Annotated in this window: 19 protein-coding genes; 1 reads left to right on the top strand and 18 read right to left on the bottom strand. The window is 48.0% G+C overall.

Annotation, left to right across the window (positions count from 1 at the left end; all coding sequences use genetic code 11):
- Positions 1 to 14 precede the first annotated feature (14 nt).
- The 8 genes from NQ502_RS13525 to NQ502_RS13490 form a co-directional block, all read right to left on the bottom strand.
- Positions 15 to 2,102 (bottom strand): L,D-transpeptidase family protein, encoded by a 2,088-nt coding sequence (locus NQ502_RS13525; RefSeq protein ID WP_028528188.1) that lies wholly within the window; start codon positions 2,100 to 2,102, stop codon positions 15 to 17.
- A gap of 72 nt (positions 2,103 to 2,174) precedes the next feature.
- Positions 2,175 to 4,586, bottom strand: a complete 2,412-nt coding sequence (locus NQ502_RS13520) for a L,D-transpeptidase (RefSeq protein ID WP_028528187.1) — start codon at positions 4,584 to 4,586, stop codon at positions 2,175 to 2,177.
- 224 nt (positions 4,587 to 4,810) lie between these two features.
- Positions 4,811 to 5,908 (bottom strand): polysaccharide pyruvyl transferase family protein, encoded by a 1,098-nt coding sequence (locus tag NQ502_RS13515; RefSeq protein WP_028528186.1) that lies wholly within the window; start codon positions 5,906 to 5,908, stop codon positions 4,811 to 4,813.
- A 2-nt stretch (positions 5,909 to 5,910) separates the two neighbouring features.
- Positions 5,911 to 8,817, bottom strand: a complete 2,907-nt coding sequence (locus tag NQ502_RS13510; protein ID WP_028528185.1) for a bifunctional glycosyltransferase/CDP-glycerol:glycerophosphate glycerophosphotransferase — start codon at positions 8,815 to 8,817, stop codon at positions 5,911 to 5,913.
- Positions 8,818 to 9,025: 208 nt separating this feature from the next.
- Positions 9,026 to 9,925 (bottom strand): hypothetical protein, encoded by a 900-nt coding sequence (locus NQ502_RS13505; RefSeq protein WP_148511908.1) that lies wholly within the window; start codon positions 9,923 to 9,925, stop codon positions 9,026 to 9,028.
- Between the two features lie 9 nt (positions 9,926 to 9,934).
- Positions 9,935 to 10,783 carry an aldo/keto reductase gene (locus NQ502_RS13500; protein ID WP_028528183.1) on the bottom strand — a complete coding sequence of 283 codons (849 nt, stop codon included), beginning with the start codon at positions 10,781 to 10,783 and terminating at the stop codon, positions 9,935 to 9,937.
- Positions 10,784 to 10,796: 13 nt separating this feature from the next.
- Positions 10,797 to 12,551, bottom strand: a complete 1,755-nt coding sequence (gene menD, locus NQ502_RS13495) for a 2-succinyl-5-enolpyruvyl-6-hydroxy-3-cyclohexene-1-carboxylic-acid synthase (RefSeq protein ID WP_049898084.1) — start codon at positions 12,549 to 12,551, stop codon at positions 10,797 to 10,799.
- Positions 12,552 to 12,583: 32 nt separating this feature from the next.
- Entirely contained in the window at positions 12,584 to 13,663 is a 1,080-nt protein-coding gene (locus NQ502_RS13490) for a glycosyltransferase family 2 protein (RefSeq protein WP_049898083.1), read from the bottom strand.
- Positions 13,664 to 13,836: 173 nt separating this feature from the next.
- Here NQ502_RS13490 and NQ502_RS13485 point away from each other — a divergent pair, with 173 nt between their 5' ends.
- On the top strand, positions 13,837 to 14,565 hold the full coding sequence (locus tag NQ502_RS13485) for an NTP transferase domain-containing protein (RefSeq protein WP_049898082.1): 729 nt from the start codon (positions 13,837 to 13,839) through the stop codon (positions 14,563 to 14,565).
- A gap of 83 nt (positions 14,566 to 14,648) precedes the next feature.
- Here the strand turns inward: NQ502_RS13485 and NQ502_RS13480 are convergent, their stop codons facing one another.
- The 10 genes from NQ502_RS13480 to hemW form a co-directional block, all read right to left on the bottom strand.
- Positions 14,649 to 14,921 (bottom strand): HPr family phosphocarrier protein, encoded by a 273-nt coding sequence (locus tag NQ502_RS13480; RefSeq protein WP_028528182.1) that lies wholly within the window; start codon positions 14,919 to 14,921, stop codon positions 14,649 to 14,651.
- An 18-nt stretch (positions 14,922 to 14,939) separates the two neighbouring features.
- The gene (locus tag NQ502_RS13475; protein WP_028528181.1) at positions 14,940 to 16,205 is read right to left on the bottom strand and encodes a CdaR family protein; all 1,266 of its coding nucleotides are present in this window, start codon (positions 16,203 to 16,205) and stop codon (positions 14,940 to 14,942) included.
- A complete protein-coding gene (gene cdaA / locus NQ502_RS13470) occupies positions 16,183 to 17,070 on the bottom strand; it encodes a diadenylate cyclase CdaA (protein WP_028528180.1) in 888 nt (295 codons plus the stop codon). Before cdaA ends, NQ502_RS13475 begins: the two co-directional genes overlap by 23 nt.
- A 60-nt stretch (positions 17,071 to 17,130) precedes the next feature.
- On the bottom strand, positions 17,131 to 18,120 hold the full coding sequence (locus tag NQ502_RS13465) for a hypothetical protein (protein WP_044983134.1): 990 nt from the start codon (positions 18,118 to 18,120) through the stop codon (positions 17,131 to 17,133).
- Complete coding sequence (locus NQ502_RS13460) at positions 18,117 to 18,551, bottom strand: hypothetical protein (protein ID WP_028528179.1); 435 nt, start codon at positions 18,549 to 18,551, stop codon at positions 18,117 to 18,119. The genes NQ502_RS13465 and NQ502_RS13460 overlap by 4 nt, the downstream gene beginning before the upstream one ends.
- A gap of 79 nt (positions 18,552 to 18,630) precedes the next feature.
- Positions 18,631 to 19,344 carry a ComF family protein gene (locus tag NQ502_RS13455; RefSeq protein WP_028528178.1) on the bottom strand — a complete coding sequence of 238 codons (714 nt, stop codon included), beginning with the start codon at positions 19,342 to 19,344 and terminating at the stop codon, positions 18,631 to 18,633.
- A 37-nt stretch (positions 19,345 to 19,381) separates the two neighbouring features.
- A complete protein-coding gene (gene recD2 / locus NQ502_RS13450) occupies positions 19,382 to 21,634 on the bottom strand; it encodes an SF1B family DNA helicase RecD2 (protein WP_028528177.1) in 2,253 nt (750 codons plus the stop codon).
- A gap of 6 nt (positions 21,635 to 21,640) precedes the next feature.
- Positions 21,641 to 22,633: a rod shape-determining protein gene (gene mreB / locus NQ502_RS13445; RefSeq protein WP_028528176.1), complete on the bottom strand. Its 993-nt coding sequence runs from the start codon at positions 22,631 to 22,633 to the stop codon at positions 21,641 to 21,643.
- Positions 22,634 to 22,717: 84 nt separating this feature from the next.
- Positions 22,718 to 25,555, bottom strand: coding sequence for an excinuclease ABC subunit UvrA (gene uvrA / locus NQ502_RS13440; RefSeq protein WP_028528175.1), 2,838 nt, complete (start codon positions 25,553 to 25,555; stop codon positions 22,718 to 22,720).
- A gap of 98 nt (positions 25,556 to 25,653) precedes the next feature.
- Positions 25,654 to 26,784, bottom strand: a complete 1,131-nt coding sequence (gene hemW, locus NQ502_RS13435) for a radical SAM family heme chaperone HemW (protein WP_028528174.1) — start codon at positions 26,782 to 26,784, stop codon at positions 25,654 to 25,656.
- Between the last annotated feature and the right edge of the window lie 18 nt (positions 26,785 to 26,802).

Raw genomic sequence — 26,802 nt, 5'->3', positions numbered from 1 at the left:
GATTCTTTCATCTATCAGATGTTCGGGTCCGTCGGATCCCAGTTCTGGCTCGGGGGAATCAGAATTGTCGCCGGTTTATCAAACGGCAGATACAGGTTATCTCCGATTGTTACCTGCATACCAATCGAACAATTGTCATAAATCCATTTCGCATCCCTCACACAAAGGCGCACACATCCGTGTGATGCCGGTGAACCGAGGCGGTTATATTCCGCTGCCGGCAGCGCATAAGGATTAGGAGCACTTCCCGCTACCGAATGGAACAAAACACCACCGACAATTCTTGTCGCATACTGTCCCCAGGAAGGTCCCATCAGTTCTTTCCAGCGATATTTGACCGTTGTATTGAACGTACCCGCTGGTGTTTCCGTTCCCGGCAGCCCCACAGAACATGTCATGGCTTTTACCGGGATCTGGTAATTTCCTTCTTTTTTATAAATCATCACTACATTGCGTACCCTGTCAACCGTCGCATAGTATGGTCCGCTGACCATACTGGATACGTCCTGCACGAGTGACCCCTGGGGGCCTCCGCTGGAATTCGGACGGAAATAGTACTTATAAGAGTCCACATAATTCCACCCGGTTGCCATCGCGCCGTTTGATTTCAGATAGTACCACTGACTGCCGTCTCTCAGCCATCCTGTTTTCACGGTACCGTTCGACTGGAAATAGTACCACGTATTGGATATTTTCTGCCAGCCGTTCTTGGCCATCTGACCTTTGGTGCCGTATGCACCTGTCTCCTGCAGATAGTATTTCTTGCCATCAATGTTCTGCCAGCCTGTCAGCAGGCGCCCCGCATTGCCCACTACACCCGCGCGCTGGAAGAAAAAGCGTTTGTTTCCGATTGTCTGCCAGCCTGTCAGACGGGCACCTTTCGAGCCGTATGCACCAGTCGGCTTAAAGTAGAAGACCTTACCGCTGATTCCTCTCCATCCGGTATACATCTGCCCCTGGACGCCCTTTACACCGCCCTGCTGAAAGTAAAATACCTGGCCGTCGATCGTTCGCCAGCTGGTATACATCTTACCGATATTTCCATCTGAATTCCCCTTCTGGAAATAGAACACTTTCTGATTCAGCGTTTTGAATCCCGTGTATAACTGGCCCTTCTCTCCGATATTTCCTCCCATCTGGAGATAGTAAACATTCTTTCCAATCGTCCTCCAGCCTGTATACATCTGGCCTTTGGATCCCGCGTCACCGCCGACCTGGAAATAGTATCTCTTGCCATTCATTGCCTTCCAGCCTGTTGACATTTTTCCGATATTTCCATCAGCATTTCCCACCTGAAAATAATAGACCTTGCCATTCATTGCCTTCCAGCCCGTATACATCTGCCCTTTGGCTCCGATATCACCGCCGATCTGAAAATAATAGTTGTTATTTCCAATCGTCTGCCAGCCTGTCAGCAGTCTGCCTTCTGCATCAAACGCATATCTCTTGGAGCCGATGAGCTTGATCTCGCCGCTCACCGGTACGCCGTCTTCTCCAAGATAATAATACTTATTTGCCTCGGTAACCCACACGGACTTCATCATCGCACCGAGACCCAGGGACGGCTCCTCACCATTCGGATTAAAATAGTATTTTGTCCCGTTGACCGTCTGGAATCCTGTCTGCAAAATCCCTGCATCATCGAAGAAATACGTCTTCCCGTTGATATCCTGCTGCAAACCTTTTACAGGCTCTTCGCCTGGCGTAGTTCCATAATACAGCCAGTCTTCTCCGACTTTCTGCCAGCCTGTCAGAGCCGCAGTATTTTGCGTCGCATCCGCAGAAGCCGCTGAGTTTCCGTCAAGCCCGCTGTCCGGCACGGGTACTGGTATGACTTCTGCATCCCCTGTGTCTTCCGGCTCTTCGGTTACATCCGGTTCTTCCGTGGCATCCGGCTCCTCCGTCACTTCCGGTTCTTCAGCCGGCGGCACCTCCGGTACGATTGCGTCCTCCACGGCACTATCACTCTCCGCAGATGGAGACTCCTGCTCATCCTGCAGAATACTCCCAGACTGAGGATCCCCCTCTGCCGCGTACACGACGCCGAAAGCCCCCAGACTCAAACACATGCACGCCGCTATTGCAATAATTTTCTTTTTCATCTTCCACGACACCTTTCGCTTTTACTGTGTGTTTTACAGTTACTTATTTCTTTCCCATACAACAATCATATATTAGATGTTGGGGTCTGTCGGATCCCATGTCTGTCCGGCAGGAATTTTAATAGTTGCCGGCTTGTCAAACGGCAGATACATGTTGTCACGAATGACTACCTGCATACCCAGATCGCAGTTATCGTAGATCCATTTGGCATCTCTCACACAAAGGCGTACACACCCATGAGATGCGGGTGATCCCAGCATATTATAGTTGCCTGCCGACAGGTTGTATGATGTTGTATTGCTTCCTGCCACAGAGTGGAACAGAATACCTGCAACAATCCTTGTACAATACTGTCCGTAAGAGGGTCCCATCAGTTCACCCCAACGCAGTTTCTCTATCGTTCGGAATGGGTACTGATATGAGCTCCTCGGTGTTGGAGTATCAGGCAGCCCAACAGAACACGTCATTGCCTTCACCGGGATGCGATACTTTCCTGTCTCATCCTTGGCATAGATCGTCACAACACAGTGTGTCCTGTCAATCTCTGCACGATATCCGTCTCTGCCTTCCTGACGCCCGATCAGCCCGGACACATCCTGCATCAGAGATCCCTTCGGTCCCCCGCTGGAGTCCGGTCTGAAGTAATACTTATAGCTGCTGATACTCGTATCTCTGTAGGATGAGTTGTTAATCGGTACATATGTCCAGCCGGTCGCCATCGCGCCTTTTTCCTTCGGCTGCAGATAATACCATTCATTCTTATACCGCTGCCAGCCCGTCAGGCTTGCACCGCGCACTCCGTGAGCTCCCGTTTCCTTAAACCAGTATCTCTCTTTGTTTAGCGTCTTCCATCCGGTATACATCTGACCCTTTTCACCTTTGACGCCGTTTATCTGGAAATAATAGGATTTGCCTTTCATCGTATGCCAGCCCGTATACAGCGCGCCGACGTTACCGTCAGCATTTCCCACCTGGAAATAATAAACCTTGCTGTTCATGGTCTTCCAACCGGTGTACATCTGACCTTTCTCGCCTGCTTTACCGCCCATCTGGAAATAGTTGACGTTTTTTCCGATCGTCCTCCATCCGGTATACATATGACCCTTTTCTCCAACTTTGCCGCCGATCTGGAAATAATACCTCTTTCCGTTCATTGTGCGCAGTCCCGTATACATTTTGCCGATATTACCGTCCGAATTCCCCTTCTGGAAATAATAGACTTTGTTATTCATCGTACGCCAGCCCGTATACATCTGGCCTTTTTCTCCGACATTGCCTCCCATCTGGAAGTAATTGATATTATCACCGATCGTACGCCAGCCCGTGTACATGTGTCCACGCTCTCCGAGATCTCCTCCCATCTGAAAATAATAGACCTTGCCATTCATCATCTTACGGCCGGTATACATCTTACCGATGTTTCCATCATTGTTACCCTTCTGGAAATAATAGACTTTGTTGTTCATCGTTCGCCAGCCCGTATACATCTGGCCCTTCTCTCCGAGATCTCCGCCCATCTGGAAATAATGGATGTTGCTTCCGATCGTCTGCCAGCCTGTGTACATTCGTCCCCGTTCTCCGAAATCACCGTCGGGGTGGAAGTAGTAGACTTTACCGTTCATCATCTTACGGCCAGTATACATCGCGCCAATATTTCCATCCGTGTTTCCCATCTGGAAATAATAGACTTTGTTATTCATGGTCTGCCAGCCTGTATACATCCGGCCCTTCTCTCCTGCACTTCCGTCTGCCTGAAGGTAATATGTATTATCACCGATCGTCTGCCAGCCGGTCAGCAGTCTGCCGTCCGCATCAAAGCAGTATCTTTTCGATCCGATCAATGCCTGACCGATCAGCGGCACACCGTCATCTCCCAGATAGTAATCCGCTCCTCCTTCATTAATCCAGACAGAAGTCATCATTGCCCCCAGTCCCAGGGAGGGCTCCTGTCCATTCGGATTAAAATAATACCTGACGCCTTCTATGGTCTGGAAGCCTGTCTGTAAAATTCCTGCATCATCAAAGAAATACGTCTTACCATTGACAGACTGCAGTCCTGTCAGCTCTGCACCGTCTACGAAATACTTCCATCCGCCCTGACCATCCTGCGCCCATACACCGGCCGTCGACTGGTCAGCCTGATTGAGATCATCATCCGTCGGCAGGATGTTATCCGTATCTGCCGCAGCTCCCGGAATCTCTGTCACTTTGCTGCCGGTATCCGACCCGTTCCCCGTCTCCTCTTCAGGCGTGGCCGGTAACTCCCCAGGCTGGAATCCCTCCGGAGTCACTTCTCCCGCAGACTTCTCCTCCTCCGGTTCTGTTGTTTTCTCTGTTTGTCCGGACTCCGTGCCTTCATTCCCTGTGCTTTCCACAGTAACTTCCGGCTCACCCGGTTCCTCAGAAGCAGCGTTTACACACGTTGCCATCATCAGGGTTATCCCTGCACACAACAGGGCTGTACGTATTTTTCCATAAGACATAGCAATACTCTCCTCTCCCTCAAACTCCACCTTCGCTATGTATAAATTTACACTATTACTATGGAAAAATCAACCGCAAACCCCCTTCATACTTATTAAGAAAGTATGAAGTCTTCATAAAAAAATCATGGGATCCCCGAAGACGCTGCTCTTTTCAGGGATCCCTCTGTCATCCATTTTTTTTACTTATTTCAACTGTTTCACTTCACTCTTAGGTTTTTCGGTTATTCCGGAGCCACCCCGAGTGCTCTCTGAAGATACGCTATCGAATGTTCCCGGTTTTTCAGAAGAAGACTGCGTGTCTCTTCTTTTCTGTCAAATGCCATTCGTTCAAAAGCTGCGCCTTCCTGCGCGCTGTCCATCAGGTGATCCGTAAGGTTCAGCGTCTTAAGCAGGTCGGATGTCCGGCTGCCCGTGCCCGAGTGAAGCATTGATATAAATGGTTTTTCATAAATCACGGAAAATACCGTGCCATGAAAAGAATTGGTGAGGACAAATTCTGCATTCTCGATATAATCCAGGAATTCTCCCGGTATCGATGTAAAACATGTCTCCAGTTCATTGATAAAATACGGCTGTTCTCTCTTCTGCACAATCGGAAGCCCCAGCAAACGGGACATATAATTTGCAAATTTCACCAGTTCCGTATTATACTCCATCATATATACAAAAATGTATTTTTCCCTATGCTCCCTTTTAACCTTCAGAGCCTCGTATTCTTCCTTATCAAGCAGCAGGGTCGGGTCCAGTACAACATCAATCTCTTTATCCGTCAATTGAGCGAGCGCCGGACGTGCACTGGCCTCACGGACCGAAATGAAATCGAGCTGCCCAAGTCCTCTGCGGTATTGCTCATGATACACCGGGAGGATGTAGTCGCTTCCTATACTCGCCGCATAAGAAATCTTTTTAACATCGTCGCCGAGAAATTCCAGAAAAAAGGCAGGGTCATAACCGCCTGTATGCTGTACATTCCATACCTGGTCGCTTCCTACGATACAGGCATCAAGACCCATATCTGCATTCTTCAGCTCCTCGTAAGTATGATACTCCCCAAGCAGATGATACTCATCCCTCATAAATTTTTCATATCTTTCATGCCGGAGTATCAGCTGCGGCCTCGTCAGTTTCCGATAAAAACGATATCTGCTCAGACCTTTCGTCCGCGCCATGGGATCGTAGAGATTGTCTATCACATGTGGTCTGTAATTGACTACAAAAGGTTCTGCTCCAATCCTCTCAAGCGCCGTCTGCAGCGCCCATGTCTGCAGGCTTGCTCCGAAATTATACGCACTGTGAAATGTTACGATACCTGTTTTCAATGTCACACCTCCATCATTCTACGGATGCTGCTGTGATCCAGATCCATAACACGGTAGTTTTCCTTGTTTTTTGTCTTTTGATAAATTCCGGTTCCTGTAAATTCCTGATTGATACAATATACATCAAATCCTGCTTTTCCTTTCATCATTGAATCCACCTTCGAGCGGTAGGCTTTCTTATTCTGATAGGACTCTAATGAAAACTTCGTAAGATTGCAGATCTTTTTGCCATGCATATAGCTCAGCATTTTCAGATTCATAAGACTCATTCCGTTAAAGTATATAACATAATCGAACTCAGCATTTCCAAAATACTTCTTCAGCTCTCTCTCACACAGACGCTTCATCTTTCTGTTGATCATGCCGTTTTTCATTCCAAGTCTCAGATACATCCTCCGCGCGGCGAGTTCACCGTTTGTTGCATCAAGTCCTCCGGCAAGCGGCAGATATCCGATCTCTTTTTTAAGTTCCCGCAGCACCAGGGTGTTTTTCTGTGCCGCACTTTCTTTAAAGCAGATATAATAGTCGCACTCATTGGTATTTACCTGATTGATTTCCTGGATCAGCTTACTGAAGTTTATTTTGTCCGAAATATTATCCAGATAAATCAGAACCTTTTCCCGTTTTGCCGCAGTCTCAGCACTTTCTGTCTCCACACCGCCTCCGACAGACACCAGAGAACGGCATACTTTCTCAGCCGTATCGGCAACGTCAAAAGAACAGTATCTCTCCCGGAATTCCCCATATCCGGCATTCGGCTCCGCAATCTCAGATATCAGTGTTTCAGCCGTATCGACTATCGGCAGTCCTAAATCATCGAGATCAATGTACATCCCGTTCTCGCTGAGATACGCTTCCCGGTCATATGTAAACAGAATCATTTTCCTGCCGGTAACCCCAAAGTCAAACATCACCCCTGAATAGTCCGTGACCAGAACATCCGCTGCACTTAAAAAGTCATATGTCTCATACTCTTCCGGAAACGAACGGATATGCCGGTAAACGGAATAGTCAACAGCATCTGCCACGTACGGATGCAGTTTTACAAAAAACAGTTGGTCATCCGTAAGAAGCCTGTCAATCTGTGACAGATACTGATAAATGATCTTCAACTGTATCTCAAAATTCTTTTTAATCTGCGCGCCCCGCCAGACCGGCATGTAAGCGATCACCTGTTTTCCGCTCAGACCACAATCCCGGATGATGCGTTCAGACATCTCACCCTGAATCAGTGCACTGCTGCGCGGATGCCCTGCAAGCATGATCTTTCCCGGATAAATGTTGTGCAGCATATAATCATCCAGGAAAATATCTCTGGAATATTCGTTCTGAAACAGCATCACGTCTGAGATCAAAGAGTTTCTCTGCTCATCTCCCAGTGCAAATTCGCGTCCCTGTACCTGCCTTCCCAGCATTTTCAAGGGAGTTTCGTTTGGAATATGGAAATACACCTGCCCCTCTCTTTTCACAAAGTATCCAGGCAGCGGTGTATCTGTAATCAGATAGCCGGATGCCGCAAGCGCCTCGGTGTAAGCCTGCGAATTGACTTCTAAGGTCTGCACTCTGTCCAGCTGATACATTTGTGAGAGTTTTTCCCACTTTTGCCTGCTTTTCTCACTGACCGCAAGCAAAATCTGATACTCTTCGAATTCCGGTCTGTGGAAGATGCGGATCATATGAAAAATATCGCTCCCGATGTCCTCTCCACGGCTTGACTCCAGAAAAATCTGCTTTTTACTGACACCTGATTTCAGGCAGGCAAGTGTGTAATCATAACCCGCAGACCTCCGAAACACACGAAGAAATTTAAGCTTCTGCGCAATTACTCTTTTCCTTGACCTCGCGTGCTTTAACTCATGCAGAAAACCTGATATTTTCTTTCCGAGCGCTCTCACCCTCTGCTGGATACCCTGAGGCACTATTCTGTTTAAAGTAACTGATATAAGCATTTTGTTTCTGCTGCAATATAGCTTCAGGCGTTTTTTAACAGCCGGTGAACTGGAATATTTTAAATAGTGGTTTTCTCTCCAGTCGGGGAAGTTACGGTCCAGGAAATCATGTGTCTCTTTCACCATTCGCTTTTTCAATTTCAGACTTGCTTCCTTAATATAAAACAGTGCCGGATAACGGTAGAAAAAATGGCGGGTACAGATGTAAGCCAATTCTTCCCTGTAGCATACATCAAACTCATGCTCCTTCATAAAACTCATAACATCATCAAACGCCTTGACAATATCAAGCGTGTCTTCAGAAAATGAATTCAAAAAACCGCCTGTTGTCGTTCGGCGATAATTATAGAGATGGTCCTTCACCACACCAATATTTTTCGCCACACATGCAAGCTTCAACACATATGCAAGATCCTCAAAACGCATATTCTCTGTAAATTTTACAGACAGAAACAATTCCCGTCTTACCAGCTTATCCCACGGAAACGGGGAAATCCAGCATAGTTCGAACGGATACTGTGAAATCGTAAAGTTCTGACTTGCCGTCATCATAAAGTTTTTATTTACAGTGTCCTTCCCTCCCGGGTTTTCGTATATATTGTTTCTATTGCAGAGTACAATATCATTGCCGTCGCCTGATGCTTTTTCATAGAGCACTTCACACATCTGAGGCTCCACAAAATCATCACTGTCCACAAACAGCAGGTACTCTCCGTTCGCCCTGTCTGCCCCGTAATTTCTTGCATAGCTCACGCCATGATTTTCAATGGAATATACTCTTACTTTCGGTGAATATTTCTTTTCGTATTCTTCCAGAATCGCCGGACTGTTGTCCGGGCTCCCATCATTAACAGCAATAATTTCAATATCTTCAAGTGTCTGGTTTACAAGACTGTCCAGGCAGGTGCGCAGATAACGTTCAACCTTGTAAACCGGCACGATCACACTAATTTTACACATACATTTCTCCTTTGTAGGTCAAGTCACATGGAATCATAGCATATTCTAAAAAGCTTTTCAATCTTTTCACGTTTCCTCTTTTTGTCAGACAGGACGGTAATGCCATACAGCCAGCAATACTGCCTGTACAACGACGATAAGGATACCCCTGTATATAAGCGGCTGCTCATACACAGAGAATATCCTCATTAACCATACCGCTGCCGGCTTACTGTTGTATTTTCTGATTGATATAGCTATTCAGTTCTCCGGCATTATCCACAGCTATGACGTCAAGCTGATAATACTTTGGCGCAAAAGTAGCTCTGATAATCTCATTTGCACAATTATTTTTCCTGCTGCCATTAAGCAGCACAAGTTCCGGAACAAGGTCTCTCTCCCAGCAGAAACACAGCATCTTTTCTATCGCGGAAATTCTCTTCTGAACTTGTTCCGTGTCGATATCCAGATTCATGTCATTCGAGCGTTTCCAGGTAGTTTTTTTATAAAATCCCAGTTCTTTTAAAATCCGCGCACATACATATCCGATTGTCTGTTTCGGATAATAAAACAGGGGATGGCTGTTTTTTTTCTTATCTGCCGTTTTCCCAAGCGCAAGAAACAAATGAGGATGAATATAGCTCCAGTCCCGGGGACTTATGGCCCATCCGAGCTCTTCAGCTTCCGAATAATCAAAGACTATGAAGACCTTTCCATTTTTCTTCACATGGCTGAAATAGGTCTTCAGCATCGCAAAATCCATATAAAATGACCGCTTATACGTCACACAATTATAAATTCCGCCATTAAATCGCGAAAAATCAATGTACTTCCACGCTTTCGTCGATCCTACAACCAGTCCGGGAACATTTCTCCACCGCAGATCCTGAAAAAAGCCGGCCGGCTTCTCCCTGGTCCACCATCTTACACTGAGCTTATCGGTGAGCAAAACTGCTCCGCAGATCAGGATCAGCAAAGCGTCTGCAACAATCGCGGGTATAATCCCAACCGTCATGGTAAAAACCAGTGTCAGAAAGACCAGCGCCAGAACGATTGCAGCTGCCACTGTTAATTTCAGGTTTTTCTTCGCAAATTCGCGAACTTTCCTATATATTTTTTTTAGCATCATCGAATCCCCTTAATACCCTGGACAGCATCTTGACTCAAGAAAGATCTTAAAATGGCTGTCCAGACCAGTAATCGCATCTCTGTCCTCCTCCGAAAGTGCAAAAGAAAAAATATCCGTATTTTCCTTTACTCTTTTCTCGCTGCTCGTCTTAACAACGGGCACCAGTCCGCGCTCTATATGCCAGCGCAGTATGATCTGTGCAAGGGATACGCCGTATTTCTCAGCGAGATGATTAAGAAGTTCATTTTCTCTTATTTCCGGTATCATACGGCACAGCGGACTGTATGCCTGAACCGTAATATGATTTTCCTCACAGTATTCAAGTACCTCATTCTCCGTATTCAGGGGATGTACCTCATTCTGCATAACAGCAGGAACGACGTTGGCTCCTGCTCTCTCAAGACCTTTAAAATGCCTCACAGAGAAATTGCAGACTCCGATATTTTTTACAATACCCTCCTCATACAGCTTCTCCATCGCAAGCCACGTTTTTGTATAATAGTCCGGCTGAGGCCAGTGGATCAGGATAAGGTCCCAGTAATCCAGATTTGTTTTTTCCAGACATTTTTCCACGAAAGGGCGGATCTCCCCCTTTTTGGCTATCATCTGCCACTCGTCAATCTTGGTGTCCAGAAAGAAATCACTCCTCGAAAGCCCTTCTCTCTTGGCAATGAGTCCCCGCACAGCTGCAGAGAGCATCTCTTCTGTTCTGTAGCTCGGTGATGTATCAAACCCCAACACGCCGTTGTCAACAGCCGTTTTTACAACGGCGTCCATATCCGCCTGTTCATTCATCTGAAAAGATCCAAACATCATCTGTGGTATTTGATTCCCGTTATTTAAAGTAATTGAATTCATGGATTATCCGTCCTCAGTTCTTTTTTCCGCCTGCACCTGAAATAATATTCCCCAGGGCCGTCTTCATCTTGCTTTTGATCGGCGCCGCAGTGTTGGGCTGTCTCATTTTAAAGCAATGTTCTTTGAGGCTGTCTGCATCATACTTCTTATCGGTGAAGACTTCCAGGAAGGCAGGTCTGTCAGCAGAAGGATTGATAAACTCGTCCAGCACAGAATCAAGCTCCTCCGTAGTCTTCGCAGAGTAATACCTGAAATTCTTGCTCTCGACCCAGCCCTGAGCACTGGTAAAATGTTCAGCCGCAATGTGCTGATTCAGTGTCGGAATGACCTTTTCCCCGATAAAATAATGGAATTCCGCAGCACCGCTGTTATTGATAAGCATAATTCTGACATTTTTTCCGAGATGACGGATCTGCAAAGCATTCATATCATAGAAAAAGCTCAGGTCACCAATCACAAGGAAACAAAGTTTATCCGCAGCGATCACAGACTGCCCCACAAATGTGGACATAGAACCATCTATACCGAATGCACCGATGTTACTGTACGCAGTAACACCTTCCGCAACCTCGCATTGCTGCATGATCCTGGTTGAATTTAGAATTCCCAGATGCATCAGTGATCTCGCCGGTATCTTCCTGGCAAGCGCTTTGATCGCATAAGAATTACTGAACGGGAAATCAGGGAATTCCGCTCTCACCCTGGCTTCTGCCCATTTATCATAATATTTTCGATCGTTTGCCATCATGGCTGACGCTTCATTCGCGAAGTACGCAAAGAAATCTGCCGAAGTACACTCAAAGATTGCGGTCAGGCTCTTAAACATATCGCACACTCTGCCGCCCTCATCGACTGACCAGTGCTCGAACTGTCCATGCTTCCCGATCAGCAGGTCTTTGATCCGGGAGACAAAATTTCCTCCGATCGAAATCACGATTTCCGGCAGGTACTCGTCAAATGATTTAAATGGCATCACCTCAGCAGCGCCAAATATATTCAGCGCGCCTTCACACTCAACATTGGAAATGTGTTCCGTTGCGATCACACAGTTGTATTTTTTCGCAAACCTCATCATGTCATCAAGTTCTTTTCTCTGTGGAGGGATATGTTCACCGCAGACAACCATGATCCTGCTCGCTTTTTTAAGCCTGACTGCCATTTCCTTCCACTTATCCATATCTCTCATATAATCAAATCTTCTGATCACTTTTACATCAGGAAGCTTTGGTTCTGTAAAAATACCGAGATCCTTCGGAATCGGAATATTGACCTGAACAGGTCCATTCCCATGATGCCTGACTTCAAGGAGCGCCTCGTTTATCATTCTCTGACAAGCCCATGCATCATCTTCGTCTTTGACAACCGGAAGGTTTACACATTTTTTACAGAAATTGCGGAACATGTCAACCTGGTTGATCATTTGGTTCTCCATCTGTTCCAGCATGTTCGGATTTCTGTCGGCAGTTATTACAAGAAGCGGCACTCTGAGATAAAATGCCTCTGTAATACCCGGGGTATAATTGCTTGCCGCGACGGATGACGTACAGCAGATTCCCACGATTTCATTTCCAAGCTGCTGAGAGAGGCCGATCGCAAAGTATGCTGCACTACGCTCATCCACAACAGAATAGCAAGTAAAAAATTCATCCTGTTCAAGGCAGTGATTGATCGGTATATTTCTTCCGCCCGGTGACAGCACAACGTGACGAACATTATGTGCTTTCATTAATGCGATCAGATATTGAACATTTTTTGTTTTTGAATACATATTTTCCTCCTGGTCCTTCAGAACAGTATATCTTATGATATACGTTTTTTCACTTTATCAAACATCGTCATAACCTTCATTGCCATCTTAACCGGCAGACGGTTATTCAGCCATCTGTATCTGGCAGCTGTCTTTAATGCGCTGAGGACATCTGCCGCCAGCGCTTCCGGACAGACGCCGTCGTTGATCGCAATGATATTGCTGATAACCTGTGCCACGAATTCCGGGGTTTTTCCCGCCGGGTTTGACTTTGCCACAATCCAGAAATACGTTATACATGCCTGGCGGTGGATCTCATAATAATCCCGGTTAAAATCTTTGAGAATATCCAGCATCCTCATATGGGCCTGCTGTGAGGCCAGTCTTGTACTGCTGAAGTTTCCGGCTGTATTCATTACGCTCTCATTATTGGTATAATAATGATAATAAGCCTTTCTGGCAAATACACCTTTGTTCCAATTTTGCCCGGCATACATCAGCCATATTCCATCTTCTGCAACTTTTATCGTTTCATCAAACAAAATCAGATTGCCGTTCTCATCCATAAGGGATTCTTTTTTATAGATTTTATTCCATATAAAATTGCCATACCCCTTCAGACCGCCGGCATTGCCGCATATAATAAGCATTCCATGAAAAATATCATACTGATCCCCGACACCGTCCAGGGCATGATCCGTCCTGCTGACTGAAGAAATGACACCTTTGTTCTCAGTATCCACATACCAGCCAAAAAGCGCCACATCCGCATCCTCCTCAACGAGCTTCGGTACGATGTCGGAATACGTTTCCGGCTCTATCCAGTCATCCGCATCGCAGAAATGTATATACTGGCCGGAGGCCGCGCTCATACCGGTATTCCTTGCGGCGCTCACCCCCCCGTTGCTTTTGTGGATCACTTTGACTCTGTCATATTTTCCGGCATATTCATCACAAATCTTTCCGGAAGTATCCGGTGAACCGTCATCCACCAGTATAATTTCTGTATTCTGATAAGTCTGATTCACCAGAGAATCAACACATTTTCTAATATGTTTTTCAGCATTGTAAATGGGCACAATGACGCTGACCAGCGCTTCGCCCTGCTGTGTTAACTCCATATTTTGCACCATTCCATATCCTTTCCTGATGGCTCATGCCAGTTTGCAAGCTTTGAATCCTATTATAAACATATTGTTAATCTCGGTCAACATATTTCTACACGCCATAATCCGAGTCAAATTCCGGCAAACTTGACAGAAGACGGGCATTGGCATAAAATGAATGCACACCAAGGAGGTAGCGCATGCAGACATCAACATTCGATATAGATAACGCCGTGATACTGGCTGCTGGTTTTGCGTCCAGATTCGCTCCGCTGTCACTGAAGACGCCAAAGGCTCTGCTGACAGTCCGCGGAGAAGTCCTGATCGAGCGGCAGATCCGGCAGCTGAAAGAGGCCGGTATCCATGATATTTACATTGTAACCGGATATCTGAAGGAACAGTTTCAATATCTTACCGGGAAATGGAATGTCACCCTGATCGAAAACAGGGAATATCAGGAACGGAACAATCATTCTTCCGTCTGGGCCGCGCGCAGCGTACTCGCAAACACTTTTATCTGCTCTTCTGACAATTACTTCCCGGACAATCCCTTTTCCCCGGACGGCACCCTGCCTTACTATTCTGCGCTGTATGCCCAGGGACCTACAGAAGAATACTGCCTGACAACAGATTCCACCGGAAAAATCACAGATGTTCAGATCGGGGGCAGTGATTCCTGGTATATGCTGGGACACGTACTGTTTGACGAGGAATTTTCTAATCAGTTCCTGCGGATCCTGGAGGCCGAATATGACCTTCCCGCCACGAGAAGTCTGATGTGGGAAAACATTTATATGAAACATCTTGCAGAACTCACGCTCTACATTAAGGAATATCCCGAACATGCGATCCTGGAATTCGATACGCTGGACGAACTTTGTCTCTTCGACCCTACTTACTGTTCATACCGTGATTCACTGAAATCGTAGATTTTACGGAAACAAAAAAGGAAGATTGCCCCCGGTCACCAGACCCGTGGTAATCTTCCTTTTTTATGTCACTCCCGCTTCCGTCAGCTGCGATGTTCGCCGAGACCGCTCTCAATAGCCTCCACGAGTGAATCCAGCGCTTCCTGCTCATCCGGACCCTCACATACAAGTTCAATTTCATCCCCGCATTTCACACAGGCACCGAGTACGCTCAGCACACTTTTTGCATTGGCTGTGCCCTTTTTATAGGTAAATGTAACCAGCGCCTTGTAGCGGATCGCGAGATTGCACAACAACCCTGCAGGTTTCAGGTGGAGTCCTGACGGATTTTGAATGATGACTTTCTGACTTACCATAATTTCACCCCTGTTTCTTTATTCCAGCTTCGACACATGTACCAGTGTTTCCACCGGCTCCAGCAGCTCACAGCCCGCCGGAAGAGCTATATTGACCGGCACTTCATAATCACCGGTTCCCATATCCCTCATATCCACACTCATGGCAATCGCGCTTTCAGTCAAAGCACCCAGTGTACTGTCATCGGCTTTCACCCCGATCACAATTTTATCTGTGTCAAAGACAACTCTGAGATTCTCATCCAGATTCTGCACACTGATATTCTTCGTCTGCAGCGTCAGCTGCTTGCTTCCGATCGGTATGATACTCATATTGACAATCGCCGTTTTCACGTTATTCGTTACTCTGAGCCCATCCGGCATATAATCGGAAAGATTCAGTTTTGTCTCAAAGTCTTTCTCCTGTCCGTCAACCACGACCGCACCCGCCGGCAGATCGATCGTATACCCGTTCTGCGCAAGATTTGCAAGTGCTTCGTCCGTCCCGGCAACGGAAATCGTAGACGGGGTGATCGAAACATTGCCGATCTGATACCCCTCCGCAGGTTCTCCCATATAGTTCACGTTCAGTTTCACCTCATCCCGGACCGACCAGAGATCCACATGCACATCCACCACCGGTTCTCCAATATCAAATTTCAGGTAACTCATCTTGGTATCAGAAATGGAATCCTGATTCTTATCGATCACCTTAAGACTGGATGTCACCGTTGTATCCTGCTTAATACCCGAAGCATCCACAGGTGCATCCACCCGGTCGATTTTTCCGATGAGGGAAGCCGGTCCGGATATCGTCACTTTCTCCGGAGAGGCTTCCGCCGTCCCCACTTCATATCCTTTTCCCTGCTTGTCGTTCTCCACATTGACGCTGATAGTAAAGTCCTTGCTCTCAACGTCTTCGATCTGAATCGCCATCGTCTTCGGTATGACTGTAATGTTTTCCGCCGGCACCCTGTCACATGTCGCCGTGATCGGCACCATGACCGGAGTCGTATCCATGTTGACGATCTGGGTCAGATCGGCAACGGCAACAATATCTTTTAACCTGTTCTCAACAACAGAGCTGTTCCCCTTTAGGATCACAGTCGCCATCTGCTGTTCGTCATCCACCAGATATGTCTTTCCTCCGCTCTCGATGTACGCTCCATTCTGGATCGTCACGGGAACGTTATAACTTCTGACTACCACCGGGTCGTTAATATTTACGATGATCAGCCATACGAATACCGCGATCACAACCGACACAATCTTCAGGAGCAGGTTATTTGTGAATTTTTTCTGCATTTTTCACCCTCCCTCTCCATCTTTTCCTGCCGGTTTCATCTCCCGGATTTTTTTTCTGAAGTTTATAGAGCTGCTCTCTCAGTTCATTCGGCGCTGCGCCTGTGTAAATCTTCCCTCCCAGTGTATAAGAAACATTCCCGGTCTCCTCGGACACGATGATCGTCAGCGCATCGCTGACTTCACTGATTCCGACGCCGGCTCTGTGTCTCGTTCCCAGATTTTTGTTCAGTGTCAGATTGTCGGAAAGCGGCAGATAACACGTCGCGGCCACCACCCGGTTATGACGCACAATGACGGCACCGTCATGGAGCGGGGTATTATGCTCAAAGATATTGATCAGCAGCTGACTCGTCAGAACTGAATCCAGCGGGATTCCTGTCTTCTCATATTCCCGCAGAATCACATTATTCTCAATCACAATCAGCGCGCCCGTCTTGACTTCACCCATATCATACGCCGCGCGTATCAGCTCATTGATCGTCGTATCGCTGATCTTCCACTCCTCAACCTTCGTATTGTCAAAACGCAGCAGCGAGTTAATCATATTCTTCTCTCCCAGCTGCTCCAGCGCCCTTCTGAGCTCCGGCTGAAAGATGATGATCAGCGCAGTGATGGCGACAACACCGAGGTTTGTAAAAATCCAAATGAGAACATCCATATGAAGCAGGTAGGCAAGTATCAAAAATACGACTACCATCATCAGCCCTTTGAGCAGCGTATATGCGCGGGTACTTTTTACCCACAGCATGACATAGTAAACAAACACCGCGATCAGGAGGATCTGTATGATGTCTATAACTTCTATGGACTTCGGAAGAGAAAGATTAACCCAGTACCGCTTTAGTAGTTCAATATATTTTTCCACGCAGTCACTTCCTTTCCATAGTTTTTATCAGATTTGATTTTCAGGTTAAATTCATATTTTTCAATGGATATGAATATCTTTCAGTGATTTCTCCAGCTTATCTTCCAGATTTTCCGGAATGTCATTGTCTGCTTCGATCGTCTTTACGGAACGCTCCGGCCTGGAAATCCTCATCTTTGGAATCGCTTTCACGTAATAGTAATACTCATCATCCTCATACTGCAGATATTCCGCCCTGGAATAATCTACGTTAAACACAAAAAATTCCAGGATCAGCAGCAGGATCACGGATACCGCCGTACCTGCAATCAATACGGCAATTGAACCTGCCATATCCAGGAAAAAGCCTCCGATGATCATAAGGATCAGATACAGAACCCCGCCGCTAAAGATAGCGATTGTCCATGCGTAATCGGCTGATGCCCTCCGGATACAAAAGACTACCAGCGTCACAGCGATAAACGTGATCACGGTCATCCACATCTCCTGGTTCTGAACCAGACCGTCGAGGAGTGTCGTAAGCCTCTGCGCCAGTTCTTTTATCTCACCATCCTGAAGCAAAACGGCTTTATCACTCACAAGACGCATAAAGTAATACAATACAGCCCCGCAGGAAACCGATACGCAGGAACCCGCATTTCCGGTCAGACCGTAAGCAATGGGAAGCGCACACGGTATCTGAAGCTGAAACGCGAGCGGAGTCAGTACAAGTGCAAGAGCATCTCTGCGGGAAAATCTAAGATACAGGATCATCAGAAGCAGCAACAGGACCAATGCGAACGCTGCAACTTCAATACCGACGGCATAACAGTGGCCAACGATCAGAAAACATCCAAAGACCATGATCGCCGTGATCGGCAGGATCGCACACAGCAGAGCAAGGATCAGCACTACAAAAACACTGTTCAGCTGCGGCAGAAAACCCAGCATCATATTGATGTTGATAAACACAACAAGTGCAAGGCCGAATTTCAATACAGGGTTCAGATACACACTGCTCTTTGTATAAAATGATTTTAGTTTTTCCTTAAATTCCAAAAAAAACGTCATGAATGGACACCTCCCCGCGGCTCCTTCTTTTTCCCTCTCTGCTCGTCCTGTCCGTAGAGCCGGGCCAGTTCATTCAAACCGTCATAATAATTCTTCACATTCTCCCTCGCTTCTTCATACCTGCGGCGCTTTCTGATATATGTAACAACCGAATACAGGATCAGGAACAATAAATATCCGATTACAAACTCCAGAATTACCACCGACATATTAACTTTATGAAGATTATCCAGCAGGTATTCCATGTTATAAGCAATGATGGCGCCCCACACGAGAAAGTATCCGATTGTGGTAAGTATAAAATTCTTTAGCAGCCCAAGTCCAATATAATCACCGCGGTAATACTTACTGATCCGCAGATCTTCTTTTCCCGCACCGTCTTCATAACGGGCAAGATTCGTCATAAGACGAATACGATTCTGATCCAACATAAGCCTTCCTCAAAGTCATCTCAAATCTTCTAATACATCACTAATTGTAGCATACATACTGTTCTATGAAAAGTTCTTTTTAAAAACCATGTCCGGTACAGGCAGTCAGCACAAAGACGGATTTTACGCCTTTTTGTTTCAGTCCGGATGCCACGGCATCCGCAGTGCTGCCTGTCGTATAAATGTCGTCCACCAGCAGAACCCGGCTGTAACTGCCCGCAGAATTTTCAACCGTAAACGCCCGGACCAGGTTCTTTCTTCTCATATCGCGTGTCAGCTCCTTCTGTGGTTTTGTCTCATGAACCCTTTTCACCAGATCGGTGCGCACCGGAAGTACTGCATGTTTCCCCAGACTGAGTGCCAGCACCTCAGCCTGATTATACCCTCTCATACGCTCTTTTTTCCTGTACATGGGTACCGGAATGATGACCTGTGGTTTCCAGCGGCCAAGCCTTTCCCTGCCGGCCGCCGCCATCGCCCTGCCATAAAATTCCCCGTACTCTTTCCTTCCGTGGAATTTGAAGCGCATCATGGAATCCTTCACCCATCCGCGATAAGGAAACACACCGTATCCTTCCTCAAACGTATGGCGGAATCTCCTGCAGTCGTCACAGTATTCATCCTCTTCCCGTTCAATAAACTTCCCGCAATGTCCGCAGTGAAAGCCTTCCATCACGGAAAGCTTCTCAGCGCAGCCAGGACAGAGGTTCCCGATTTTCAATCCGACAACCCTATCGCATACCACACATCTGGCCGGATAGATACATCCGAGAATCCACTCACTGATATTCATAAAGCGTCCTTTCTCCCCGGCGCCTTATTGTTTCCTTCTAAATCTTCATCTCCCGAATCCGAAGATCCAGTGACGTATATCGTTTCTGCTCCGACTCATTATGTATCATCTCACGGAACACCTGATCACTTCCGACTACCGTGACACATTTTCTGGCCCTTGTAACCGCCGTGTACAGCAGATTGCGGTTCAGCAGCATGCGCGGGCCCGAAAGGATCGGAAGCACAACGGCCGGATATTCACTTCCCTGTGATTTGTGGATCGTGATCGCATACGCAAGTTCCAGCTCATCCAGCTGCTTGAAGGTATAGTCCACAAATCTGCCTTCTTCAAATTCTACGCAAAGCGTCTCTGCAAAATGATTGATACTCCTGATGATACCCAGATCCCCGTTGAATACACCGACACCACTCTCAGCGGCGATCCCGTGCTGCCCGCGGATCTCCCATTCCAGCTGATAATTATTCTTAATCTGCATGACCTTGTCGCCTTCACGGAACAGACCGCTGCCATGTTCTTTCTCCTGTTTCTCATCAGAAGCGGGATTCAGATACTTCTGCAGGATCCCATTCAGCCGTTCAACACCAAGCAGGCCTTTTCGCATCGGTGTCAGCACCTGAATGTCCTGCGGCCTGGCATCAACGTAGCGCGGAAGCTTCTCCTGAATTAATGCGATGACTACACGGATAATGATATCTGCATCATAACGTTTCAGGAAGAAAAAATCCTCACTGTGGTTGTCCAGTGAGACCTCCTCCCCCGCGTTGATCCTGTGGGCATTTACGACGATATCACTTTTCGATGCCTGACGAAAAATCTTATTTAATTCGACCACGCAGAAAGCTTCTGACCGGATCAGGTCCTTCAATACGCTTCCGGGTCCGACACTCGGGAGCTGGTTCATGTCACCGACAAGAATGAGACGCGTCCCGACAGTGACCGCGGACAACAGCGCGTGCATCAGATGGATATCCACCATGGACATCTCATCGATGATCACCACATCTGCCTCGACGGGATTCTGCTCATTGCGCTCGAAATGAATGTTGGCGGAGGACTCTTCAACTCCTCCCGACAGTTCCAGCAGCCTGTGAATCGTCTGTGCCTCATACCCCGTGGCTTCTGTCATCCTTTTCGCAGCCCGTCCCGTCGGTGCTGCCAGGCAGATGTCCATCTGCTCCGAAGCAAAATAGCGGATGACTGCATTGATGGTCGTCGTCTTGCCTGTCCCGGGTCCTCCCGTCAGGATGAGCAGTCCATTTCCGACAGCTTCAACCACCGCCTGACGCTGACGCTCATCCAGCGAATAGTCATATGTGGACTCAATATTCTCCAGCTTTTTCCGGATGGCGCCCTCATCCTCCTCACACCGGACATTCAGTTCGCAGAGCATTCTCGCAGCATTCAGCTCCAGATAATAGTACTGCGCAGCGTATACCGCAGTCTCGGCTTCTTCCTCCTGCGTAACCGGATTGTAATCTTTTGGCAGTTCCTGCAGCACAACCTTACGCTCAATAGCCAGATCCATAATATATTTTTCAATATACTGCACCTCGATTCCCAGAAGTCCCGAAGCGCGGTACAGCAGCTGTCCCTTCGGCAGATAACAATGTCCCTCTGCTGCTGCCTGTGCGAGGATATAGAGCAGGCCGCTCCTGATCCTGAACTCCGAATCGGTATGTATCCCCACCTTTCCGGCAATCTCATCTGCAATCTTAAACCCGATCCCCTGGATCTCCTCCGCCATCCGGTACGGATTTTCTTTCAACATACCGTAAATCCGCTCGCCGTAATGGTTATATATTTTCACACCTAAAGAAATGGAGATTCCGTACTTCGAAAGAAAGAGCATCGCACTGCGAAGCTCTGTTTTTTCTTCCAACTGTACCGCAATCTCCCGCGCCTTTTTCTCACTGATTCCCCTGATCTCTGCCAGCCGCTCAGGCTCTTCCTCCATAATGCGCATCGTATCATCCCCAAAACGCCTGACAATGCGTGCTGCCAGTGCAGTTCCGATACCTTTTACCGCACCGGATCCAAGGTACCTCTCGATCGCCGCCGCATCTTTGGGTGCGCGGATCTCATATTCCTCCACCTTGAACTGCTGCCCGTACAGAGAGTGTTCCGTATAAGCTCCGCTCACTGCAAGGCTCTCGCCCTCTGTAACCCCCTGAAGGATTCCCGTGCAGGTAAGCGGCGATCCGTCTGTCATCAGATTAAAAACTGTATATCCATTCTCCTCATTGCGGAAAATAATGTGTTCCACATATCCTTCTATCGTATCCTGCATAAGTCTCTAAATCTTTCCCAGCTTATCCATCACTTCAGCATATCTGCCCGTTCCCTCAGCAACCGCATGCGACGGGTTTTCAGCTGTCATTGTATTAATGCCGGTTGCTTCCTCGATCAGTTCCTCCAATCCGGCCAGAAGCGAACCGCCTCCGGTCAGGACAATTCCGCGTTCCGCAATATCGGCGGCCAGTTCCGGCGGAGTTGTCTCCAGCACGCCGTGAATCGCCTCCACGATCTGTGTTGTCGAATCCGTCAGTGCTTCGCGTATTTCCTCCGAAGTCAGGGTGACTGTTTTCGGAAGACCTGTGATCACATTCCTTCCCTTCACTTCCATTGTGTCTGTCTGAGTGCGCGGATAAGCGCTCCCGATCCTGACTTTAACGGCTTCCGCCGTCTGTTCGCCGATAAACAGATTATGCGCTTTCCGGACATACCGGATGATCGCCTCATCAAAGTCATTGCCGGCAATTTTTATAGATGCGGATACCACCGTATCACCGAGTGAGATCACCGCAATATCGGTTGTTCCTCCTCCGACATCGACAACCAGGCTTCCGTAGGGAAGCGTAATGTCAATGCCCGCCCCGATCGCAGCAGCCACCGGTTCCTCTATCAGGATGACTTCCCGTGCGCCCGCCTGGTAAGTAGCCTCCTCCACCGCTTTTTTCTCAACTTCCGTCACTCCGCTCGGCACGCAGATGCTGATGCGCGGTTTCCTGAAAGCTCGTCTCCCCATGGCTTTCTGGATAAAATACTTCAGCATGCGTTCCGTTATCAGATAGTCAGAGATCACGCCCTGCCTAAGCGGGCGGATAGCCGTAATATTACCCGGAGTCCGGCCGATCATCTGCCGGGCCTCTTCTCCGATGGCTCTCACTCTGTCTGAATCTTTATCATATGCCACTACGGACGGTTCCTTCAATACAATTCCTTTACCCTTCGCATATACCAGAATGCTGGTAGTCCCCAAATCAATTCCGATATCTACAGACGCCATACAAATCCCCTTTCTTTGGTTCCCGATACCCTGGGAACTATACATGTCATTATATACAATCGCCCCTTAAATAGAAAGCGTTTTTTAGAGATATTTTTCGACATAACGCCCGGTGTAGGACTGCGGGCAGGCCGCTACCTCTTCCGGGGTTCCCTTCGCAATCACCGTGCCGCCCCGGTCCCCGCCTTCCGGACCGATGTCGATGATATAGTCAGCTGTTTTGATAACGTCCAGATTATGCTCTATCACGACAACTGTATTTCCGCCTTCTGAAAGGCGTTTCAGGATATCGATGAGCTTATGGACATCAGCAAAATGAAGTCCCGTGGTTGGTTCATCCAGAATGTAGATTGTCTTTCCCGTACTCCTCCTGCTCAGCTCCGTTGCAAGCTTAATCCTCTGAGCCTCGCCGCCCGAAAGCGTCGTGGAAGGCTGTCCCAGCCGGATATAAGAGAGCCCAACATCATACAGGGTCTGAATCTTCCTGCGTATCGAAGGCACATGTTCAAAAAACTTCAGCGCCTCTTCCACTGTCATATCCAGCACTTCAAAGATGTTTTTTCCTTTGTACTTTACTTCCAGCGTTTCGCGGTTATACCTCTGACCCTTGCAGACTTCACACGGCACATAGACATCCGGAAGAAAATGCATCTCAATCTTCAGGATTCCGTCTCCGCTGCACGCTTCACAGCGGCCGCCCTTTACATTAAAGCTGAAGCGGCCCTTCTTGTACCCTTTTGCCTTCGCATCGGCCGTAGCCGCGAAGAGGTCACGGATCAGATCAAAGACTCCGGTATACGTTGCCGGATTGGACCGCGGTGTTCTGCCGATCGGCGACTGATCAATATCAATCACTTTATCAAGCTGATCGTATCCGACGATCGTCCTGTGTTTCCCCGGTATCACGCGTGCGTGATTCAGCTTCCGCGCCAGCTTCTTGTACAGAATCTCATTGACGAGTGAACTCTTTCCGGAACCGGATACCCCGGTCACACACGTCATCACCCCCAGCGGAATGTCAACATCGATATTCTTGAGATTATTCTCAGCGGCACCTTTTATGGTGATAAAACCTGTCGGTTTTCTGCGCTCTGCAGGAACCGGTATCCTCATCCTGCCGCTCAGGTACGCGCCCGTAATGGAATCGGGGTTCTTCATCAGCTCTTCCGCCGTTCCGATCCCGACCAGCTCGCCGCCGTGCTCGCCGGCGCCCGGCCCGATATCAACGACGCAGTCTGCAGCAAGCATGGTATCCTCATCGTGTTCCACCACAATCAGCGTGTTCCCCAGATCCCGCAGGTGGCAGAGCGTCTTCAGCAATTTGTCGTTGTCACGCTGGTGCAGGCCGATGCTCGGCTCATCCAGAATATACGCGACGCCGACAAGTCCGGAACCGATCTGTGTCGCAAGCCGGATTCTCTGAGCCTCACCTCCGGAGAGCGTTCCCGTGGCACGAGCCAGAGTCAGGTAATCAAGACCCACGTCCAGCAGAAAACCTACCCTTGCACGAATCTCTCTGAGCACCTGGACTCCGATCATCTGCTGTGTTTCTGTCAGTTTCAGTTCTTCCATAAAGCGACTCAGCTTTTTGATCGACATATCCGTTACTTCATGGATATTCTTATCCCCCACCGTCACAGCCAGAGAAGTGCTTTTTAACCGCTGGCCTTTACAGGACGGGCATGGTGTGATCCGCATAAAACTTTCGTATTCTGCCTTGAGTGTCTCAGATCCTGTCTCACGGTATCTGCGTTCCACATTCCGTATCAGCCCTTCGAAAGCCACATCGTAGATTCCCTCTCCCCGCTGGCCTTTATAGTAGACTTTTACCTCTTTTCCCTTCGTCCCGTTGATCAAAACATCCCTGACCTGGTCTGAATACTGTTCGAACGGCGTGTCCAGCGAGAACTCATACTCTTTCGACAGCGCTTCCAGAATCGCATGAGTATAACTGCTTTTATCCGTACAGGACTGCCAGCCCATCACGGCAATGGCTCCATCCTCGATGCTCAGGGACTGATCCGGAATCATCAGATCGACGTCAAACTCCATCTTGTATCCCAGACCCAGGCAGACCGGGCAGGCGCCAAACGGATTATTAAATGAAAAGCTTCGGGGCTCAATCTCCTCCATACTGATACCGCAGTCCGGACAGGAAAAACTCTGGCTGAACTGCAGCTGCTCACCGCCAATGACATCGACCACCAAAAGCCCTTCCGACAGGTCCAGTACACTTTCAATGGAATCCGTCAGACGTTTTCCGATCCCGTCTTTCACCACCAGCCGGTCTACTATAATTTCTATATTATGTTTAATATTCTTATCCAGTTTGATCTCTTCAGAAAGCTCATACAGATTCCCGTCGATCATGACTCTCACATAACCGCTTTTTTTTGCCTGTTCCAGCAGTTTTTCATGACGGCCCTTGCGTCCGCGCACAACCGGGGCAAGAAGCTGAATCTTCGTGCCGGAGGGCAGATCCATAATGTGGTCCACCATCTGGTCTACGGTCTGACGGGCAATCACCTTACCGCATTTGGGGCAGTGGGGAATTCCGATACGTGCATACAAGAGGCGGAAATAATCATAGATCTCCGTCACGGTGCCCACCGTAGAACGCGGATTTCTGTTTGTGGACTTCTGATCAATCGAGATTGCAGGGGAAAGTCCCTCGATGCTCTCCACGTTCGGCTTCTCCATCTGTCCCAGGAACTGCCGCGCATAGGAAGACAGACTTTCCATGTAGCGCCGCTGGCCTTCCGCATAGATCGTGTCAAATGCCAGAGAGCTTTTCCCCGAACCGCTAAGACCCGTGAGAACCACAAACTCATTCCGCGGTATGTCTACGTTCAGGTCTTTGAGATTATTTTCCCTCGCCCCGCGTATTTTAATAAACTGTTTTTCCTGTTTCCAAGCTGCCATGCTGTGCTCCTTCTTCATTCTTATGTAAACTATATCGCCATTTTCCTGTCCCTGATTTTACCACACCCGCGGACCTTTTGCAAACATTTGTTCGTTCATCAGAAGGACAGAAGGAACTCCGACATAACAGCGTTACTCACAGATACTCCCTCTCTGGACAGACGCACTCTGCCGTTTGCGCGTTCCATCAGACCCAGCTCCACGAATCTGGCGATCACGGCACCGTAAATTTCGTCCATATCAGCCCCGTACAGCTGCAAAAATCTGTTTTCAGATACTCCCTTCGTCATCCGCAGACCCAGGAACATGAATTCCTCCATCTGTTCTTCGGCAGTCAGTGTTTCCCTGTTTTTCCGAATGCTGTCAGGCTCGCCGCTCACTGTCAGGTATTCCCCCATGTTCTCCGTGTTTGAAAACCTGTTCTCTTCAATCAGAGATGAGGCTCCGAGGCCGAGGCCGAGATACGGTGTCCGCATCCAATACCCAATATTATGGCGGCATTCATATCCCGCCTTTGCAAAATTTGAGATCTCATACTGTTCGTAACCGCGGAACTTCAGAAAGTCCACAGTTTCCCAGTACATCTGCCTCTCTTCTTCCTCACCGGGCAAATCAAGTTCCTGTCCTGCAAACGGGGTACCCGGCTCAACGATCAGACTGTAAGCGGAAATGTGTTCCGGTGAAAAGGCCGCCACAGTCTCAAGGCTCTTCCTCCATGATGCACGGTTCTGACCGGGCAGGGCCATCATCAGATCTACATTGATGTTTGAAAAACCGGCATTTCTGGCTTCCTCGAAATTCTCCTGAAAATCCCGGAACGTATGAATCCTGCCAAGGCGTTTCAGTTCACTGTCAACCGCAGACTGCAGCCCGATGCTGAGTCTGTTGACGCCTCCCCTGCGGTAAGCAGACAGCTTTTCCCTGTTCAGTGTACCGGGATTTGCCTCTATTGTTATCTCGGCATCCGCGGCAAGACAAAACCTGTCTCTTATTTTGTCCAGAAAATGTTGAATCCATTCCTCCGGTATGACAGACGGCGTACCTCCTCCAATAAAAATGGAGGATATCTCCGTATCATCCGGGAGCACTGTATTCTCAATTTCTCTAAGCAATGCCTTTGCGTAGGCATCCTGCCGTGCCGCGTCTGCCGGACCGGATAAAAAATCACAGTATTCACATTTCTTCACACAAAACGGTATGTGCAGATACAGCTCTGTCGCTTGTTTCATCTTTGCCCCTTTCCGGGA

Source organism: Ruminococcus gauvreauii, from assembly GCF_025151995.1.
Classification (GTDB): Bacteria; Bacillota; Clostridia; order Lachnospirales; family Lachnospiraceae; genus Ruminococcus_G; species Ruminococcus_G gauvreauii.
The sequence above is the reverse complement of the archived record's forward strand: the minus strand, read 5'-3'. Positions and strand labels throughout refer to the sequence as shown.